The sequence below is a fragment of the Capnocytophaga sp. oral taxon 878 genome (assembly GCF_002999135.1).
Classification (GTDB): domain Bacteria; phylum Bacteroidota; class Bacteroidia; order Flavobacteriales; family Flavobacteriaceae; genus Capnocytophaga.
Genome location: NZ_CP027229.1, coordinates 2,405,041 through 2,421,786, shown reverse-complemented (window position 1 = coordinate 2,421,786; position 16,746 = coordinate 2,405,041). Strand labels below are relative to the sequence as shown.

The 16,746-nt window shown below is 40.5% G+C and carries 18 protein-coding genes; 4 read left to right on the top strand and 14 right to left on the bottom strand.

The features are described 5' to 3' along the window. The first annotated feature begins 1 nt into the window (after position 1). Positions 2-655 (top strand): response regulator transcription factor, encoded by a 654-nt coding sequence (locus C4H12_RS11025; RefSeq protein WP_106098973.1) that lies wholly within the window; start codon positions 2-4, stop codon positions 653-655. A 120-nt stretch (positions 656-775) separates the two neighbouring features. Here C4H12_RS11025 and C4H12_RS11020 read toward each other — a convergent pair whose 3' ends face one another. From C4H12_RS11020 to C4H12_RS10975, 10 genes are all read right to left on the bottom strand, one after another. Next, positions 776-1,387, bottom strand: coding sequence for a DJ-1/PfpI family protein (locus tag C4H12_RS11020; RefSeq protein WP_106098972.1), 612 nt, complete (start codon positions 1,385-1,387; stop codon positions 776-778). Between the two features lie 69 nt (positions 1,388-1,456). Further along, positions 1,457-1,864, bottom strand: a complete 408-nt coding sequence (locus C4H12_RS11015) for a hypothetical protein (protein WP_106098971.1) — start codon at positions 1,862-1,864, stop codon at positions 1,457-1,459. A gap of 24 nt (positions 1,865-1,888) precedes the next feature. Beyond that, positions 1,889-2,371, bottom strand: coding sequence for a hypothetical protein (locus C4H12_RS11010; protein ID WP_106099486.1), 483 nt, complete (start codon positions 2,369-2,371; stop codon positions 1,889-1,891). Between the two features lie 19 nt (positions 2,372-2,390). Then, positions 2,391-3,452, bottom strand: coding sequence for a YhcG family protein (locus C4H12_RS11005; protein ID WP_106098970.1), 1,062 nt, complete (start codon positions 3,450-3,452; stop codon positions 2,391-2,393). Between the two features lie 21 nt (positions 3,453-3,473). Beyond that, positions 3,474-3,968 carry a hypothetical protein gene (locus C4H12_RS11000; RefSeq protein WP_106098969.1) on the bottom strand — a complete coding sequence of 165 codons (495 nt, stop codon included), beginning with the start codon at positions 3,966-3,968 and terminating at the stop codon, positions 3,474-3,476. Positions 3,969-3,980: 12 nt separating this feature from the next. Next, the gene (locus C4H12_RS10995) at positions 3,981-4,430 is read right to left on the bottom strand and encodes an NTF2 fold immunity protein (RefSeq protein ID WP_106098968.1); all 450 of its coding nucleotides are present in this window, start codon (positions 4,428-4,430) and stop codon (positions 3,981-3,983) included. 59 nt (positions 4,431-4,489) lie between these two features. Next, entirely contained in the window at positions 4,490-4,939 is a 450-nt protein-coding gene (locus C4H12_RS10990; protein WP_106098967.1) for an NTF2 fold immunity protein, read from the bottom strand. 19 nt (positions 4,940-4,958) lie between these two features. Next, positions 4,959-5,444: a hypothetical protein gene (locus C4H12_RS10985; RefSeq protein WP_106098966.1), complete on the bottom strand. Its 486-nt coding sequence runs from the start codon at positions 5,442-5,444 to the stop codon at positions 4,959-4,961. A gap of 7 nt (positions 5,445-5,451) precedes the next feature. Continuing rightward, positions 5,452-5,805, bottom strand: a complete 354-nt coding sequence (locus C4H12_RS10980; protein WP_106098965.1) for an MmcQ/YjbR family DNA-binding protein — start codon at positions 5,803-5,805, stop codon at positions 5,452-5,454. A gap of 12 nt (positions 5,806-5,817) precedes the next feature. Then, positions 5,818-6,627 (bottom strand): hypothetical protein, encoded by an 810-nt coding sequence (locus C4H12_RS10975; protein ID WP_106098964.1) that lies wholly within the window; start codon positions 6,625-6,627, stop codon positions 5,818-5,820. A 579-nt stretch (positions 6,628-7,206) separates the two neighbouring features. Here C4H12_RS10975 and mutS point away from each other — a divergent pair. The 3 genes from mutS (at position 7,207) to C4H12_RS10960 (ending at position 11,464) form a co-directional block, all read left to right on the top strand. Next, the gene (gene mutS, locus C4H12_RS10970; protein WP_106098963.1) at positions 7,207-9,792 is read left to right on the top strand and encodes a DNA mismatch repair protein MutS; all 2,586 of its coding nucleotides are present in this window, start codon (positions 7,207-7,209) and stop codon (positions 9,790-9,792) included. 9 nt (positions 9,793-9,801) lie between these two features. Continuing rightward, on the top strand, positions 9,802-10,329 hold the full coding sequence (locus C4H12_RS10965) for a Crp/Fnr family transcriptional regulator (RefSeq protein ID WP_106098962.1): 528 nt from the start codon (positions 9,802-9,804) through the stop codon (positions 10,327-10,329). A gap of 85 nt (positions 10,330-10,414) precedes the next feature. After that, positions 10,415-11,464 (top strand): nitroreductase, encoded by a 1,050-nt coding sequence (locus tag C4H12_RS10960; RefSeq protein ID WP_106098961.1) that lies wholly within the window; start codon positions 10,415-10,417, stop codon positions 11,462-11,464. A gap of 118 nt (positions 11,465-11,582) precedes the next feature. Here the strand turns inward: C4H12_RS10960 and C4H12_RS10955 are convergent, their stop codons facing one another. The 4 genes from C4H12_RS10955 to C4H12_RS10940 form a co-directional block, all read right to left on the bottom strand. Next, positions 11,583-12,080: a hypothetical protein gene (locus C4H12_RS10955; RefSeq protein WP_106098960.1), complete on the bottom strand. Its 498-nt coding sequence runs from the start codon at positions 12,078-12,080 to the stop codon at positions 11,583-11,585. Positions 12,081-12,120: 40 nt separating this feature from the next. Beyond that, the gene (locus tag C4H12_RS10950; RefSeq protein WP_174688426.1) at positions 12,121-12,828 is read right to left on the bottom strand and encodes a hypothetical protein; all 708 of its coding nucleotides are present in this window, start codon (positions 12,826-12,828) and stop codon (positions 12,121-12,123) included. 48 nt (positions 12,829-12,876) lie between these two features. Beyond that, positions 12,877-13,542 carry a hypothetical protein gene (locus tag C4H12_RS10945; RefSeq protein WP_106098959.1) on the bottom strand — a complete coding sequence of 222 codons (666 nt, stop codon included), beginning with the start codon at positions 13,540-13,542 and terminating at the stop codon, positions 12,877-12,879. 119 nt (positions 13,543-13,661) lie between these two features. Continuing rightward, entirely contained in the window at positions 13,662-16,658 is a 2,997-nt protein-coding gene (locus C4H12_RS10940; RefSeq protein WP_106099484.1) for a leucine--tRNA ligase, read from the bottom strand. Between the last annotated feature and the right edge of the window lie 88 nt (positions 16,659-16,746).

Here is a 16,746-nt window from a genome sequence, read left to right as displayed (position 1 = left end):
GATGACAACCGATAAAAGCATAGAAGAGATAGCACAAGAATACATTCCCCACTTAAAAATCTTAGAACAAGCAGGGAGTTTTGCAGTATTTCTGTTAGATAGATTTGGGCATTACTATTATGTAACCGAATATGTAACCGAAGATATTCAAGCCTCTGATGAGCTCAATATTGAGAAATTGGTACATCCTGATGATTTAGAAGTAGTAAGGCGAATAGATAAAAAAGTATGGGAGTTTTTAGATACACTCCCAAAGGAAGAAAAATTGGCCTACAAATACATCTATGAGATGAGAGTATTAGATAAAGGGAAGTACGTACGAATGATTTACCAAATGCGCATATTAGCCTTTAAAAACGATAATTTTCTTGGAATGGGTATGATTGATCTCGCACCCGAGCAATCAGCCAATACATCAGTGCGTTTTCAGGTAAAAAACTGCCTTACCGATGAGATTGTACCTTTTGCCATCGAAAGTGCCACCGATGCACTGCTTACTCCACGTGAAAGAGAAGTACTCGCCCTTGCCAAAGAAGGAATGTTCAGCAAAGAAATCTCCGAAAAACTGAACATCAGTGTGCATACCGTAAACCGCCACCGCCAAAACATCCTCGAAAAACTACAAGTAGATAATATTATTGAAGCTATAAGGTAGTAGCACAAGTCGTAGCACGACAAGCAATAAATAAAAATCCTCGTGGTGCGAGCCGCACAGGCAGCAACCACGAGGATTTTTGTACATTAAGAAAGATTCTTCTAAAACTCAATTTATCAATTAGCTCATTTGTATTGCTTTGAGAAAGCCTTCGGTGTGTAGGATATGGAAAAACTGTATGTTTTCTTCGGGGATATCGCCTAAAGCACGTAGTACGCTTACAGCAAAATGCAATGCACTATCTCCTTTGGCGGTTACTACCTTGTGATCAGTTACAGCCTCATTGGTGGTAAGGACAAAATTATCAGCATTGGTATAACACGTGGCATCTTTTATCTCATCAAAAGTATTGGCGGTATGCTTCACATCATTCAGTAAACCATTCACGGCACAAAAGCGTGCGCTATCGCAAATAGCACCTAATACTTTGCCATTAGCTTTTAGCTTCTGGGCAAGGGTTAGTAGCTGAGAGGTTTGCTCCTTGGAAAGAGTATGCCACGAACCTTCTGCCCCAATGAACACGAGGGCTGAAATATCTTCAGGAATTTCTGAAATAGTAAGGTCGGGTAAGGCTTTGAGATTACCAATAGAGGTTTTCACTTCTTTATCGGTTGAAGCATACAAAACAGTGTATTGTTCTGTACCTAATTGTTTTTCGCCAAGGGCAGCAGAAAGATACGCTAGCTCCCAATTGGCGAACTTGTCTAAAATGATAAATACTACTTTTTTCATACAGTTTTATATATGTTTTTAATCGCAAATGAGTTACAAAAAATGTGCCAACAGGGAGAGTATTTTATTTCATTTTCTGTAATTTCTTTTGTATTCATACTGATGATTGGTATGAGTATTACATTCATATCCTAAATGAATGATATAGTGCTTAAATCTTGGTTTTAAGGCAATACTATCCAATTTGTTTTTTATGTAGATAGCTTTTTCTTTAGAAGATAAAGTATCTGCACAAGGGATATCCTGTATATATATTGTATAGGTAGTATCTTTTTCTATATCATATTCGGGAGTGATAGTTATTTCATTGGTTTTAAATACTTCTTTAAAATGTTCTATAAGCTGTTTTTCGGATTCGGTTCGTTCTAAAGCATTAGGGGTTGTGAGCCAATACACTATGAATAAGCCGTATCTTACAAGTATGAAAACAGCTATCAATACACCTAAAAGGGCAAATATGATTGTTTTATGTTTCATTTTTTGAGGCAATAAATGAGTATGTTATATTTCTTCAGCGTCTTCTAAGTTTTCTATTAGGATAGGGGTTTCATCTTCAAAGTGGAAAGAAACGCCATAAGGCTCGCAAAAGCTGAAACCACCTTCGGCAAAATGCAGTATCCATTCTTTGTGGTCATAAAATAGAAACTGTGGACATTCAAAAGGAACTTCCTGCAAGGGAACACTGAGCAATTGTTTTTCTTCTTCCAAAAGATGAAAGCCTTCTGAGCCTATCAGCAGTTGTTCTTGAAAATAAGAAAGTGCCTTGGCTATGAGCTTATCTGCACTGGTGAGGATTTTTTGGATAAAAGCAATATTATCAGGTGTGAGGGTTTCACTTTTGCTAAATACAGAAAAAGGCAGCTGTAAAGTTTCTTTGTAGAAATCACTTTTCCACTGATATGAAGCCTCCCAAAAATACTCGTCTCCCACTTTTTGTGAGAAAGCGAGAGAGCCAAACTTGGTGTTATAACTTGATAGGTTCATTTGGTTAATTGTTCTATGTTTATAAGGTTTTAAGTTTGTTTTTTTCAAATTCAGCGATAGTGTTATCGATGATTTCTTTGAGCTGATAAGAGGCGATGCCCAGCGGTTTGTTTACATCGGTGAGAGACCATTCTACTAGCAATTCGTCTTTATCTTTACAGATGAGTAGTCCAATGGTAGGATTGTCGCCTTCTCCGCGCAAGAGTTTATCAACAGCAGTTACATAGAAATTCAATTTTCCGATGTATTCAGGGATGAAAAGCGTCACTTTAAGTTCTACTACTACATAGCATTTCATTGGGATATGGTAAAAAATAAGGTCGGGGAAAAAGCTCTGTCCTTCGGGCATACGCAATTCCATTTGTCGCCCAACGAAGGCGAAACCTTTTCCTAATTCCAATAAAAAGCGGGTAATATTTTGCATTAAAGCCTCTTCGAGTTCTCGTTCGGTATAGTCTTTACCAAGGGAAAGAAAGTCGAAATTATAAGGGTCTTTGAGGAGTTCGGTAGCTAAATTAGCTTGAGGGATAGGCAATTGAGTATCAAAATTACTAATAGCTTTTCCTTGTCGCTCAAAGAGGTTACTCTCAATAGTATGCACTAATTGTACCCTGCTCCAATTATGACTGATCGTCTGCTTGATGTAGAATAGAGCCTCAGAGATAGATTTGCATTTTGATATAATTTCAATGTGATGCCTCCAAGGGATTAAACCAAAATCTTTAGGCATCTCTAAAAAGCCACCAAGTTGGTGGCTTTTTGTAAGCTCTTGATAATAAAATAAATACCATTGTCTTATGTATTTAATATTACTTAATGAAAAACCAGTAGCTTCAGGGAAGGCTTCTCTCAAATCCAAACTTAGTTGGTTGATAAAGCCACTACCCCAAGTCTTTTCGGTTTGCATTTTTACTATATCGCTACCCAAGCTCCAGTAGAACTCTAAAAGGGCAGTATTCACCTTTATGGCTGTTTTGATTTGCGATTGCTGAAACCGTTGTTTGATTTCTATCAGCCATTGGTGGTATTCTTTATCGGGGAGGTTTTGTGCTCCAAAGGTAAAAGTTGGTACTTCTTTCATTGTGGTTGTTTTATTGTTATATTACTTTACATTTTTAAACATTGCGTATTGAGGTATAAGCTCATACTCTGCGAGTTCTTGCTCGGGGAGAGCAAGGAGAGTACAAATGTCGTGGGGGAGGTTTTGGGTGCTTTGAGGGGCATATTTCTCAATCTTATAAGTACCTTCTGTAGTAGCGGATACTACCTTTAAATGACTATTGTTATACACTACAGAAGCTGTGAGGAGGTTGCCCTCTTGATCATACTCTTTGCTTACGCCATACATCAGGTTATGGCGGCACTGTGAGGCTTGCTCAATACCGCCATCTTCATTATAAATAAGTTCCATGCCATCTTTTACTCCATTTTTTATCTCGCATTCGTAGTCTAAACGAGGAGGGTGTCCGCACATTCCATAAACAATCCCATTGAAGGGAGTTTGGCAATCTTCATCGGTATAGTAGATGCACTCGCCGTTTAGGTCGTTTTCGACAAAAAGGCGCTCATCAATGTCTTGTAATCTTTCTATGTTCATTTTGAGAGAAGTTTATATAATCACATTTTCCCATTTTTCGGGTTCTCCATTATTGGATAGGAATTGTTGTTTTATCACATCTAAAAGCCAGCGCCCTTCTACAAGTTTGTACTTGTACTCGCGTTTGTAATTCATTATTGAATACACTCTATCGGTAAAAATAGAGGCTTTTTTACCTGAGATTTGTACTTTGGTAATGGTTTCTTTAGAAGGGTCATACTTTACAGGTAGACCGTGAGAGCCATATTTAGCCCCGCCATATTTACGTTCACGGTTAGTAATATATTCTTCATAAATAGGGATACGAAGCTCGGTTTGTTTGTCGCAAAATTCTCTCCAAGTAAGAGTTTTCTTTTCTATGACTTCTTCTTCATTGACTTTGTTGGCTTGTGTTTCCCATTCGTACATAGCTTGTAGGAAGGCGGTGAAGCGCTGGCGTAGGGTTTGTTCTGTTTCTGTCATTTTTAGGTTAGTTTTTTAATTAATAAACGAGTTATGAGCTATAAGAGATACTAGTGGGGTTATAAAATCACACTCTTCCATTTTTCAGGGTCTGTGTTTGCAGGTAAATACTGTTCTTTGATAGTATCTAAGAGCCAACGATTTTCTATAAGTTTGTACTTGTACTCGCGCTTGTAATTCATTCCGGCATACTCTCTATCGGTAAAGATAGAGGCTTTTTTGGTTGTGATTTGCACTTCGGTAATGGTTTCTTTAGAGGGATCATAGTTAGGAGGAAAGAAGTGACTGGTGTACTGAGCACCTCCGTTTTTGCGTTCGCGTTCGGTGATGTATTCCTTATAAATAGGGATGCGCAGCTGGGTTTGTTGCTCGCAAAAGTCTTGCCAAGAGAGGGTTTTCTTTTTCTCTACTTCTTCTTCGTCAACTCTGTTGGCTTCTGTTTCCCACTCGTACATAGCTTGCAAGAAAGCAGTGAAGCGCTGGCGTAGGGTTTGTTCTGTTTCTGTCATTTTGAATAGTTGTTTTCTGTTAAAAAATCTCTTTTTCTTTGCTCCATTGCTGGTAATCCTCAAGCCAAAGGCGCCAATCTTCAGGACAATGGTACTTATTCATATATTCCTGTTGTGCTTCGGGGGATAAGGAGTGCCAATATTTTAAAAAAGTATCTCTATAATGCTCTTGGTATCCCTGATTCCAGCGAGGAGCCCCATAGAAACTATGAGGAAAGACTGTCCAAAAGGGAAATACTTCTTTATAATCGTCCATTTCTTTCATAAAATGTTCTCTTTTGTCTTCTTCATAGAATGCTATTTGTACAAAAAAGAGTTTGTTAGCTTCTTGGGTTATGTGTAGCTGTGCTTTACTAAAGGCATAAGGGGCTTTGCTAAAGAAAAGCCTAATACTTTGGGGGCTGACCTCTCCTTCGGCTGCTTCTATACGCTTGTAGAGAGCTACAGGAATAAAGAATTCATACCCAAAAACCGGATAGGTTCTATAAAAGAAATCTTTGAACATAAGAGAATTAGCAAATTAGTGAATTGGCTATTTTTTTGGGTACTTTGGCGAGTACTTGGTTGTAGGAGTGTTGTATCATTTCTTTGATAAGTACTTCAGGAATACTTTCTAAAAGCACGGTGTTCCAATGTTTTTTGTTGAGGTGGTAGCCTGCTGTAATTTTATCGGGGTACTGTTCGCGGAGTTCGATGGCGCGCTCGGGGTCGCATTTGAGGCTTACTCGTAGAGGTAGCGTTTCTAAACCTGTAAGGACAAAAATGCGATTACAGATTCGGAATACTAAAATATCTTCGCCAAAGGGCATATCCTCGGTAACGTGGGGCAAGGAGAGACAATACTCTCTGAGTTCTTCTAAGTTCATTATGAGTTGTTTTTATTTTTTGAAAAGGCTAAATATTCGAGAAAATACAATCCCAATTACCACAGCTATAAGGCTAATGAGCAGTATGGGCAGATAGAGTATTTTGAGTATTAGATCTACAAAAATATTACTTTTTTTGGTAAAGGCTCCTTTGTACAATTGGGGTTTGTAGGGATAATGCTTATAAGGCTTGGTAGCTATTAGGGTGGTTATGGTGCCTTTGGCTGGAGTATATTGATGAGCCACTCCGAGACAGTAGATAGCCCACTCTGTTATTTCGTGGTGCTGGGGATTATTTGTAAAAGGGGTTTCTAGAAAAACCAATAGCTTATTGAGCTGAGAGGGAGGAGTTAGTGAAATAGCTGTTTTGCAGATAAGGATTTTCTCTTCGTGTGAAGAGAACTGGTTAGCCTCAATCTGCTTCCAACATTCTTTTAGAAGATAGGGTTCGGCTTGGCTTTCTTCTTTAATAGGATAATCGCACTGGGTTTTGGGAATGTTATACCAATCATCAAAGTTATATTGTTCAATGACTTTTAAAAAGCTTTGAATGCTGGTAAAAGCAGGGGTGAAATCCAGAGCATCGTGTATGAGTAAGGCTACTTTGCCTTTTAGCAATCCGGTGGTATATACTGCTGCAAAATCGCTTTCGTTATTGGTGAAGATTGGCAGTAGCTGGGCGCCCAAAGAATAAGCCGATAGCCATTGCTGAGTGGTGGTGAACTCTTCTTCTTGCATCAGCATTACATTTCCTACGGGGGTAAATTCTTTTAAAAAGTTGGTGTCTACTTGATGTTTTTGACAAATACTTTCCCAATTCATAGTATGAATGTTTTTTGTTATCTTATCGCCCTTACTGCTATTGTTATTGTGCCAAATGGGGCTTTTAGAGTGCAAATATACAAAATTTTGGATACAAGGGGGGCTTAGGGGATAGGAGTTAGAGGATAGGGGGTAGGGGGTTGTTGGCAAAAATAGGAAAAAAAAGGGGAAAGGATGAGAAAAATGTAAGATTTTTGGGATTGGGTTGCGGATTATGCAAAGGGAGAGTGGGGAGGAGAAGGAGCTGGAAATCAAGGGGGTGAGGGTTATCCTTCGTTTATAGTTCGTTTATCCTTCGTTATAGGTTCGTTTAAAGTAGGTAAAAGGTAAGAGATAAGAGGTAAGAGGGTGGGGATGTAATGGGGTGATTATTAGGGGAAAGGAGTTAGGAGATAGGGAATAGTGTGGGGGTGGGTGATTTTTGCATTATTCGCAATGAAGGGGAGAGGAGGTGGGAGATAGGGAAGAGGAGTTAGGAGATAGGGGATAGGGAGAAAGGGGGAGGGATAAAAACCAAGGGAGACTTGCGATTTGGAAATTATTTTATACCTTTGCACGATTATTAAAATTAAGAGAAGAATGGCTAAAGAAACTCCGCTAATGAAGCAATATAATCAGATAAAAAGTAAATATCCGGATGCTTTGTTGCTTTTTAGAGTGGGCGATTTTTACGAAACCTTTGGTGAGGATGCTGTAAAGACCGCTCAAACACTGGACATTGTGCTCACCAACCGCAATAACGGTACCGAGCGCAGTGAGCTGGCTGGATTTCCGTACCATTCTATCAACTCCTATTTGCCTAAGCTGGTGAAGGCTGGGTACCGTGTGGCTATATGCGACCAGCTGGAAGACCCTAAGCTGGTGAAGGGTATTGTAAAACGAGGGGTTACCGAACTTGTAACACCAGGAGTGGCTCTTAACGACGATATACTGCAAAGCAAGAGCAATAACTTTTTGGCATCGGTATGGATAGGGAAGCAGCTGTGTGGGGTGGCTTTTTTAGACATCTCGACAGGTGAATTTTTAATAGCACAAGGAGATATTAATTATGCTGACAAGCTGTTACAACATTTCCGCCCGAGTGAACTGCTTATTGCTAAACACCAAAAGCGAGAGTTTGAGGAGCACTTTGGTGATGAGTATCATTGTTTTTACTTAGAAGATTGGGTATTTAAGGAAGATTATGCACAGCAAAGACTTACAGAGCACTTTAAAACAAATTCATTAAAAGGTTTTGGGGTAGATGAGCTTAGTGAGGCACTACTTACTGCTGGTGCTGTGCTGTATTACCTATCGGAAACCCAACATCACCAGTTGCAACATATAACAAGCATACAACGCATAGCCGAAGAGGCTTATGTATGGCTGGATAAATTCACTATCAGGAACTTAGAGCTTTATGTAGGGAATAGCACCCCCTCGGTAAGTTTGTTGGATGTGATAGACAAGACGCTTACCAATATGGGGAGCCGTACCTTAAAGCGTTGGCTTGCTTTGCCGCTGAAGAAGTTGGACAAGATACAACAACGCCACGAGGTGGTGGATTACTTATTGCAAGAAAGCGAGGTGCTGAGCAAACTAAAAGAAGCCCTGAGCCGGATAGGAGATATTGAGAGGCTCATTTCAAAGGTTGCAACCTTAAAGATAACACCCCGTGAGGTAGTGCAACTGCGCACCTCACTGGAGCATATCCCGCTGATAAAGGAATTGTGCCTACTATCGACCAATGAGGCGTTGAGCTTATTAGGCGATAAACTGCACGGCTGTGAGCAACTTAGTGCGCGTATTGCGCAAACCCTAAATGACGATGCCCCCGTAAATATAGCCAAAGGGAATGCTATAGCAGCAGGGTTTTCGGCAGAGTTGGATGAGCTAAGAGGGCTCTCGCATTCGGGCAAAAGCTACTTAGATGATATGCTGGTGCGCGAAGCCCAGCGCACGGGTATTCCTTCGCTTAAAATAGATAATAACAATGTTTTTGGCTATTATATTGAAGTGCGTAACACCCATAAGGATAAAGTGCCTGAAGACTGGGTGCGGAAGCAAACACTGGTAAATGCAGAACGCTATATCACTGATGAGCTGAAAGAATATGAAGCCAAAATATTAGGGGCTGAAGAGAAAATAGCTCAGATAGAACAAGCGCTGTATGCCGAACTTATTGCCTTTATAAGTGAATATATTGGCGCAGTACAAACCAATGCAACCCTTATAGGTCAGTTAGATTGCTTGTGTGGCTTTGCTACCTTGGCAAAGGAAAACAACTATCACCGCCCACAGATGAGTGACGGGTATGCTATTGATATTAAAGAAGGGCGCCACCCTGTAATTGAAAAACAACTACCTGTAGGTGTTCCTTATATAGCCAATGACGTGTATTTAGACCGAGAAAGGCAGCAAATCATAATGATTACCGGACCGAATATGTCAGGTAAATCGGCTATTTTACGACAAACAGCCCTCATAGTGCTTTTGGCTCAAATAGGGAGTTTTGTGCCTGCAACCGAAGCGCATATAGGGATAGTAGATAAGATATTTACACGTGTAGGGGCAAGTGATAACATCTCGATGGGAGAATCAACTTTTATGGTAGAGATGAATGAAGCTGCCCTTATATTAAACAATATTTCTGACAGAAGTTTGGTGCTTTTGGATGAGATAGGGCGTGGTACTAGTACGTATGATGGTATCTCAATAGCATGGGCTATAGCTGAGTACTTACATCAGCATCCTAGCAAAGCTAAAACTCTATTTGCCACCCACTATCACGAACTGAATGAAATGAGTGAGCAGTTTGAGCGTATTAAGAACTTTAACGTATCGGTAAAAGAAACTAAAGATAGCGTCCTTTTCTTGCGCAAGTTGGTAGAAGGAGGCTCGGCACATAGCTTTGGGATACACGTAGCCAAGATGGCTGGTATGCCTCAATTCGTAATACAAAAAGCCAATAAAATGCTTAAAAAGCTAGAAGAAAGCCACAATGTAATACCTACCGCCGAAGTGGTTAAAAACGTACAAAAAGAAATGCAACTTAGTTTCTTCGATATGAACGACCCTTTGTTAGAAGAACTCAAAGAAGACCTTCTCAGCTTAGACATCAATACGCTTACCCCCGTGGAAGCACTGATGAAACTAAATGAAATGAGAAAAAGAGTAGCCAAATAACCCCCCTCTATGACCCTAACCCCCGATTTCCTTAGTAAATACTTCACCGAAGTACATTTTGCTAAAAACGAACTCATTACTCGTGCTGGCGAAATAGAAAACTCATTGTATTACCTAACTAAGGGCATAGTACGCTTCTTTTATTACAACCCTACTACCGATAAGGAAACAACCGTAGAGTTCCTCTTTCCCGAGCAGTTTTTCCTTTCATTCACTTCCTTTGTACAACACACCTCTTCACTGCTCTCAATACAAGCGCTAAAAAGCGTTACAGCTTATAAAATAGGGCGTGAACATTTAATGGCACTAATACAACAAAAAGAATATTTACAGATAAAAACAGATATTTTAGAACATCTGCTTATCAAAACACTAGACCGCGAAGCTCAGTTATTATTACAATCCCCCGAAGAAATCTACCGCAGCCTCTTAGAAAAAGACCCTCAGCTAATACAAAATATCCCCTTAAAATACATAGCCTCATACATAGGCATTACTCCACAAGCCCTTAGCCGTATTCGCAAGCGAATATTTTAAGGGCTTTGCTCATTTCTTAACCCAAGTTCATTTTTCCTTCTTCTTTTTGCCGTTATTTTGCAGTATAAAACAAAATAACTTTAAAATGAACTTCAAAATGTTTAGTATCAGTTTCTTTATGACGTTAGCTACCTTATCAAAGGGCAACGCCCAAAACCCCGATTTAGTAACCCTGATTACCGCTGCCTCTCAAGCTCCCTCAGGGCATAACTCTCAGCCTTGGTTCTTCACTGCCAAGGGCAACCGTATTGTTATCTCCCCCGATTTTACCAAAGCCCTACCCGCAGTCGATGCCAAGCACCGCGAACTCTTCATTAGCTTAGGATGCGCCCTGGAAAACCTATGCCTCAAAGCCACCCAAATGCAGTATCACACCAATGTTCAAATAACCCCCGAAGGCACCATTACCGTACTCCTCGAAAAGCAAACCAACCTCTCCCCCAACCCCTTGGCTGCCTTCATCCCAAAACGCCAAACCAACCGCTCCGCCTATAACGGCAAACTCATTAACAGCTCCCTCCTCGATAGTTTGATACAGCAAACCCTCTCCGATGCCTCCCCCCTTGAAGCATCTCAAAACATCTATGCCTTCCCCAAAGGCTCCCCCTTGTTCAACTCCCTTACCCAGGCCATTATGCAAGGCAATAACGCTCAACTAACCGACCCTCTCTTCAAAAATGAGCTCCTTTCTTGGATACGCTTCAATAAAAAACACTCCGAAACTACCCATGACGGACTTAGCTATGCCGTACTCGGTGCCCCCAACCTACCTCGTTGGATTACCGAACCCATTGTAAAAAGCTCTCTCAATGCCAACAAACAAAATAAAACCGACCTGAAAAAAATCCAATCCTCCTCCAATCTTATCCTTCTTACAACTCAGAATGACGATATCCCCACTTGGATAGCCTCCGGCCGAACCCTCCAACGCTTTCTACTCACCCTCACCCAATCGGGCATCGCCAATGCCTACCTCAACCAGCCCTGCGAAGTACCCGAAATCAGAACCCAACTCCAAAACACCCTACCCATCAAAGGCACCTACCCCCAAATCATCCTACGCATAGGCTATGCCAAACCCGTAGCCTATTCCAAACGAAAAAACATAACAGAAGTAAGCAAAATAGAACAGTAACACACACCCATACCACCCCACCCTCATTCACACCCCAACCTCCCCTTAGCTTGAACGAACGAATAACGAAGGATAAACGAACTATAAACGAAGGATAATCCCCCCTATCTCCTACCCCCTACCCATACTTCTCAAAATACTCATTCACAAGCTTCCCCAACTCTTCAAAAGTAATATCCAATATCTCATTATCTAAACCAATACCCCAAATTCTTTCTTGCCGCTTTTCATAAGTATCAATTACAAACTTATCCAAGTATTTTAGCCTTATATAAAGTATTTTACCAGTATCATTATCTATACCACTAATCTCTTTCCACGATATTTTGCCCAATTTCCTACCAACACTCGACATGTTAATTCTAATACCCTCAGGGCTCAATACAACTCCCTCCGTCTTCTTGTTAATATAAGGAAGCTCCCTATACCCTACAATTAAATTATAAAGAAACATCCCAAAAAGACAGATTAACGCACCTTTAAAAAACCAATCAAGATAATCCCCCACAATAAGGAAAACAATAATACTCCCAAAAACAAGCGTACAGAAACCAAGAGCTCTTAGCTGTACTTGCAATTTCCTTTTGTCCAAAGGTATAATAATAGTATCGTTCATTTTTTTCTATTTAGCCAATATGTTATTCTCCAAAATAAAATCAGATTTTTAGTTTCGTATATTTCTCAACCACCTTTTCAAAATAAGGAAACGCCTTCTCTAACATTACAATCCCAATAGTTTTTTTCAACAATTTGATTCGTACAAACACACTTTTCCTATTGCTTCCCCAACCCCAATTGCAATTGATATCCGTAATTTTGGCAGGGTCAATCTCCCGAATGCCAAAAGAAGAAAAAAGATATAACCGATGATTGCACAACACAAACGGCGGACTGTATTTGCTGTCCAATGATACAGAGTCTTTTACTTTTAGCAATAAGTCAAAATCACTATCACTCATCTGCTCCACCAGCATTTGCAAGGCTTTTTCGTTGCGCTTTAACACGTACCGCAAAAGCCAATACACCAAAAAAACTATTAGGTAAATACTTACTTCTGTCCAGTCCTTCCCATTAAAAACTACCACATTCAGCGCTGTTCTTATCCCTGTCTCTCGCAGCATCAATACAAAAATAATTAACGAAGGCGCTACAAATACCACAATAATAATACCCATAACCCACCTACGAAACTTCCGCGCCTCATTCAGATAAGCCGCCCGCTTTCCCTGCACTTGGTGCTTACGCCTATAAAGTGCCAGCCTCTCCTCAAATTCACTCTTGCGCACCATTATAAAGTACATACATATAACAATACCAAGAATAAATAATAAAGGCGCAAAATCAAGTAAATCAACTATATCCATTTTTTTTATCTAAGTATTAGATAATAGTACCCTTCATTCCTATTCAGTTTATAAGCCATTTAAAGATTGTATCAAAACATCAGGATTATACCTCTTAATAATCTCTTCCAAAATAGAATATAAATTCCTATAAATAGTAATCGAAGTCCTTTCCCCCAAGTTAATACGTACAACCATATTCCCTCCCTTAACATAAGTAAAGCTTATTTCCTTTATGCTCGTAGGGTCAATCTCTCGAACGGTAAAGGAGGTAAATAAATACAGTTTATCTTTACAAAGTACAAAAGGAGGAAAGTATTTAAAGAGGTATATTTCTTTATTTATACGTAGCAATAGCTCAAAATCACTATCACTCATCTGCTCTAAAAGTACACGCTGGTTTTTTACATTTCTTTTAAAAAGCCGATATAGTAAATAAATAGCCAAACACTCTATTGCTATGAAAGTAATTATAATAAGAAGAATAACAGAAGCACCCACCTCAGCCAACAAAAAAGCACACATAATCATTAATGGGAAACTAGCAAACAAGCCTATTATAATACCCACTTTTTTGATATATCGCTCTGCCTTATTAATATATTCTTGCCGTTTAGGAGCCAGAAGTCTAGGGCTATGGTAGGACAAGCCTTTTTCATAATTACTCTTGTACTGCACAATAAAAAATACCGAAACTATTACAAGTACAAATATGAGAATGATTGTGGTATTCATTGTATATATATTTTTTATTTTAATTCACTCCGAAGTAGTGTTTTTCAAACTTTCAATAATGAAGTAACAACAAAAAAAAGAGGCTTCACCCACAGTGGGTGAAGCCTCTTTTTATCTTATTACATTACTACGTTGATAATCCTATTAGGCACTACAATTACCTTTTTAGGGGTGTTGCCTTGTAGCTGTTCTGCCGTTTGAGGGTCTGCAAGGATAGCTTGCTCTATCTCGGCAGGAGTCATACTGGTAGCATAAGCGCGTTTAAAGCGTACCTTCCCATTGAACGATACCGGATACTCCTTGCTGTCCTCTTGCAAATACCTATCCTCGTGAACAGGGTAAGGGGCATAAGTTACGCTTTCGGTATTTCCGAGCCTTTTCCAGAGCTCTTCAGCGATATGTGGAGCAAAGGGCGCTACTAGTACCGCAAGAGGCGCCAAAACGTCTCTATGGTGGCATTTTAGCGAGGATAACTCATTCACGCATATCATAAACTGACTCACCGAGGTATTAAAGGAGAAATTCTCTATATCTTCATTTACCTTTTTGATGGTTTTATGCAGTGCTTTGAGCATTTCCGGTGTAGGGGCTTCGTCAGTTACTTGCCAGCCATTATCATTGAAATACAAACGCCATAGCTTGCGCAAGAAGTTATATACCCCCGAAATACCTGCTGTGTTCCAAGGTTTGGCTTGTTCCAAAGGTCCTAAGAACATTTCGTAGAGGCGCAAGGTATCAGCTCCGTACTGCTCACAAATATCATCAGGGTTTACCACATTGTATTTAGATTTCGACATCTTTTCTACTTCGCGCCCTGTGATATACTTGCCGTCTTCTTCTAAAATAAACTCTGCATTAGCAAATTCTTTACGCCACACTTTGAATTTCTCAATATCTAATTCATCAGAAGTATCTTTTAACAGAGAAACATCTACGTGAATAGGTTGGATAATAGTATTAATTATTTTTCCTGAGAGTTTTTTCATAAACTCCACCCATTGAGGATATTTAGGGAAAATCTTCTCTAATAAAACAATCGCCAACTTATCATCCTTGAATTTCTTTGAAACAAATATAGGAGGAAAGTTATTAGATGAAAGCTCTTTTACTTCAACTAAATTCACTTCATTACCTTGCTCATCTTTCACTTCCCATAACACTCGGTAAGCAAAGGCACTCATTCCTAATATCATCCCCTGATTAATCAGCTTTTTAAATGGTTCTTCAGTAGGGGCAAAGCCTCTATCCTTAAGGAACTTATTCCAAAAACGTGAATACAAGAGGTGCCCTGTGGCGTGTTCGCTACCCCCTACGTAGAGGTCTACGTTTTGCCAGTAGTCTACTACGGCTTTGGTAGGGAAGGTTGCACGTGCATCTTTTTCCATCATATACTCTAACCAATACCAAGAAGAGCCCGCCCAACCTGGCATAGTGTTCAGTTCCAATGGGAATACTGTTTGATTATCAATAAGCTCATTGCTTACTACCTTGTGGTTTGCAGTATCCCACGCCCAAACGCTAGCATTGCCCAACGGCGGATTACCCTCTTCTGTAGGGAGGTATTTCTCTACTTCAGGCAGATGAATAGGCAAATAAGCCTCCTCAATCATCTGTGGCAAGCCGTTTTCATAGTATGTTGGGAAAGGTTCGCCCCAATAACGCTGACGTGAGAAGACAGCATCGCGGAGACGATAATTCACTTTGGCTGTGCCAGCTCCTTTGGCTTCTAAGGCTGCCAACACTTTAGTAACTGCCTCACCAAAGTTAGTACAACCATTGAGAATATCAGAGTTTTGGTAAGTCATTCCCTCTTTATCGGTAAAGGCTGCTCCCGAAATATCCTTATCAAAAATGTTGATAGGTTCAGGCATTCCTTTAGCTCCCTTGAAGTGTTTGGCAAAGGCATAATCGCGGTCATCACCCGCAGGAACTGCCATTACAGCACCGGTACCATAGCTAGCCAATACATAATCGCCTATCCAGATAGGAAGCTGCTTGCCAGTAAGTGGGTGCACGGCATACGCCCCTGTGAAAGCGCCCGATACGGTTTTGGTATCCGCCATACGGTCGCGCTCTGAACGTTTGGCAGTAGCTGCTATATAAGCCTCTACCTCAGCACGTTGCTCCTCTGTAGTGATTTGCAATACTAAGGGGTGTTCGGGGGCAAGGGTAAGGTAAGTAACACCGAAGAGGGTATCGGGGCGAGTGGTGAAGACCTCGACTTTGTGCTCGCCGGAGGCGAGCACAAAGTCGATAGAGGCTCCTACTGATTTTCCTATCCAATTCCTCTGACTTTCCTTAATACTCTCACTCCAATCGATGCTATCCAAGCCTTGCAAAAGTCTTTCAGCATAAGCGGTAATGCGCATACTCCACTGGGTCATCTTCTTGCGAATAACAGGGTGACCGCCACGCTCCGACACGCCATTTACTATCTCGTCATTAGCCAAAACAGTACCTAAAGCAGGGCACCAGTTCACTTCGGTTTCTGCCAAGTAGGTAAGTCGGTATTTTAGTAAATGACGTTGTTTGCTTTCAGCTGTCATTGCGTGCCATTGGGCAGCAGTGAAGGTTGGGGTATCATCGTCACAGGCAGCATTTACCTTGCTATTGCCTTCTGTTTCAAAGAGAGCGATAAGCGTTTCGATAGGCTCTGCCTTCTCAGTAGCGTTGTTATACCACGAGTTGAAGAGTTGTATAAATATCCATTGGGTATGACGATAGTAATCGGGGTCGGAAGTTTTTACCTCCCGACTCCAATCAAATGAAAAGCCTATTTTATCCAGCTGTTCGCGGTAGCGGGCAATGTTCTGCGCGGTAGTAACCGCAGGGTGCTGACCTGTTTGTATAGCGTATTGCTCGGCTGGCAAACCAAAACTATCATATCCTTGGGGGTGCAATACATTAAATCCTTTATGACGCTTGTAACGCGCCACGATGTCGCTGGCAATATACCCCAGCGGGTGCCCTACGTGTAAGCCCGCTCCTGAAGGATAAGGGAACATATCGAGGACATAGTACTTAGGTTTAGTGCTGTTATTTTGGGCTTTGAAAGTTTGATGTTTTGCCCAATATTCTTGCCAAAAGGCTTCTATTTCTTTGTGATTATAAAGCATAATTCTTAATTTATCAATTTGTTTATTTGCCGATTTGCCAATTATGGGGCAAAGGTAGTATTTAATTAGGAAATGAGCAAATTTGGTG

What these genes read in the sequence shown, in the direction of transcription:
- C4H12_RS11025 (WP_106098973.1), top strand. Translation starts at nt 2, where the DNA reads ATGACAACCGATAAAAGCATAGAAGAGATAGCACAAGAATACATTCCC.
- C4H12_RS11020 (WP_106098972.1), bottom strand. Translation starts at nt 1,387, where the DNA reads ATGAAAAAAGTAGTATTTATCATTTTAGACAAGTTCGCCAATTGGGAG.
- C4H12_RS11015 (WP_106098971.1), bottom strand. Translation starts at nt 1,864, where the DNA reads ATGAAACATAAAACAATCATATTTGCCCTTTTAGGTGTATTGATAGCT.
- C4H12_RS11010 (WP_106099486.1), bottom strand. Translation starts at nt 2,371, where the DNA reads ATGAACCTATCAAGTTATAACACCAAGTTTGGCTCTCTCGCTTTCTCA.
- C4H12_RS11005 (WP_106098970.1), bottom strand. Translation starts at nt 3,452, where the DNA reads ATGAAAGAAGTACCAACTTTTACCTTTGGAGCACAAAACCTCCCCGAT.
- C4H12_RS11000 (WP_106098969.1), bottom strand. Translation starts at nt 3,968, where the DNA reads ATGAACATAGAAAGATTACAAGACATTGATGAGCGCCTTTTTGTCGAA.
- C4H12_RS10995 (WP_106098968.1), bottom strand. Translation starts at nt 4,430, where the DNA reads ATGACAGAAACAGAACAAACCCTACGCCAGCGCTTCACCGCCTTCCTA.
- C4H12_RS10990 (WP_106098967.1), bottom strand. Translation starts at nt 4,939, where the DNA reads ATGACAGAAACAGAACAAACCCTACGCCAGCGCTTCACTGCTTTCTTG.
- C4H12_RS10985 (WP_106098966.1), bottom strand. Translation starts at nt 5,444, where the DNA reads ATGTTCAAAGATTTCTTTTATAGAACCTATCCGGTTTTTGGGTATGAA.
- C4H12_RS10980 (WP_106098965.1), bottom strand. Translation starts at nt 5,805, where the DNA reads ATGAACTTAGAAGAACTCAGAGAGTATTGTCTCTCCTTGCCCCACGTT.
- C4H12_RS10975 (WP_106098964.1), bottom strand. Translation starts at nt 6,627, where the DNA reads ATGAATTGGGAAAGTATTTGTCAAAAACATCAAGTAGACACCAACTTT.
- mutS (WP_106098963.1), top strand. Translation starts at nt 7,207, where the DNA reads ATGGCTAAAGAAACTCCGCTAATGAAGCAATATAATCAGATAAAAAGT.
- C4H12_RS10965 (WP_106098962.1), top strand. Translation starts at nt 9,802, where the DNA reads ATGACCCTAACCCCCGATTTCCTTAGTAAATACTTCACCGAAGTACAT.
- C4H12_RS10960 (WP_106098961.1), top strand. Translation starts at nt 10,415, where the DNA reads ATGAACTTCAAAATGTTTAGTATCAGTTTCTTTATGACGTTAGCTACC.
- C4H12_RS10955 (WP_106098960.1), bottom strand. Translation starts at nt 12,080, where the DNA reads ATGAACGATACTATTATTATACCTTTGGACAAAAGGAAATTGCAAGTA.
- C4H12_RS10950 (WP_174688426.1), bottom strand. Translation starts at nt 12,828, where the DNA reads ATGGATATAGTTGATTTACTTGATTTTGCGCCTTTATTATTTATTCTT.
- C4H12_RS10945 (WP_106098959.1), bottom strand. Translation starts at nt 13,542, where the DNA reads ATGAATACCACAATCATTCTCATATTTGTACTTGTAATAGTTTCGGTA.
- C4H12_RS10940 (WP_106099484.1), bottom strand. Translation starts at nt 16,658, where the DNA reads ATGCTTTATAATCACAAAGAAATAGAAGCCTTTTGGCAAGAATATTGG.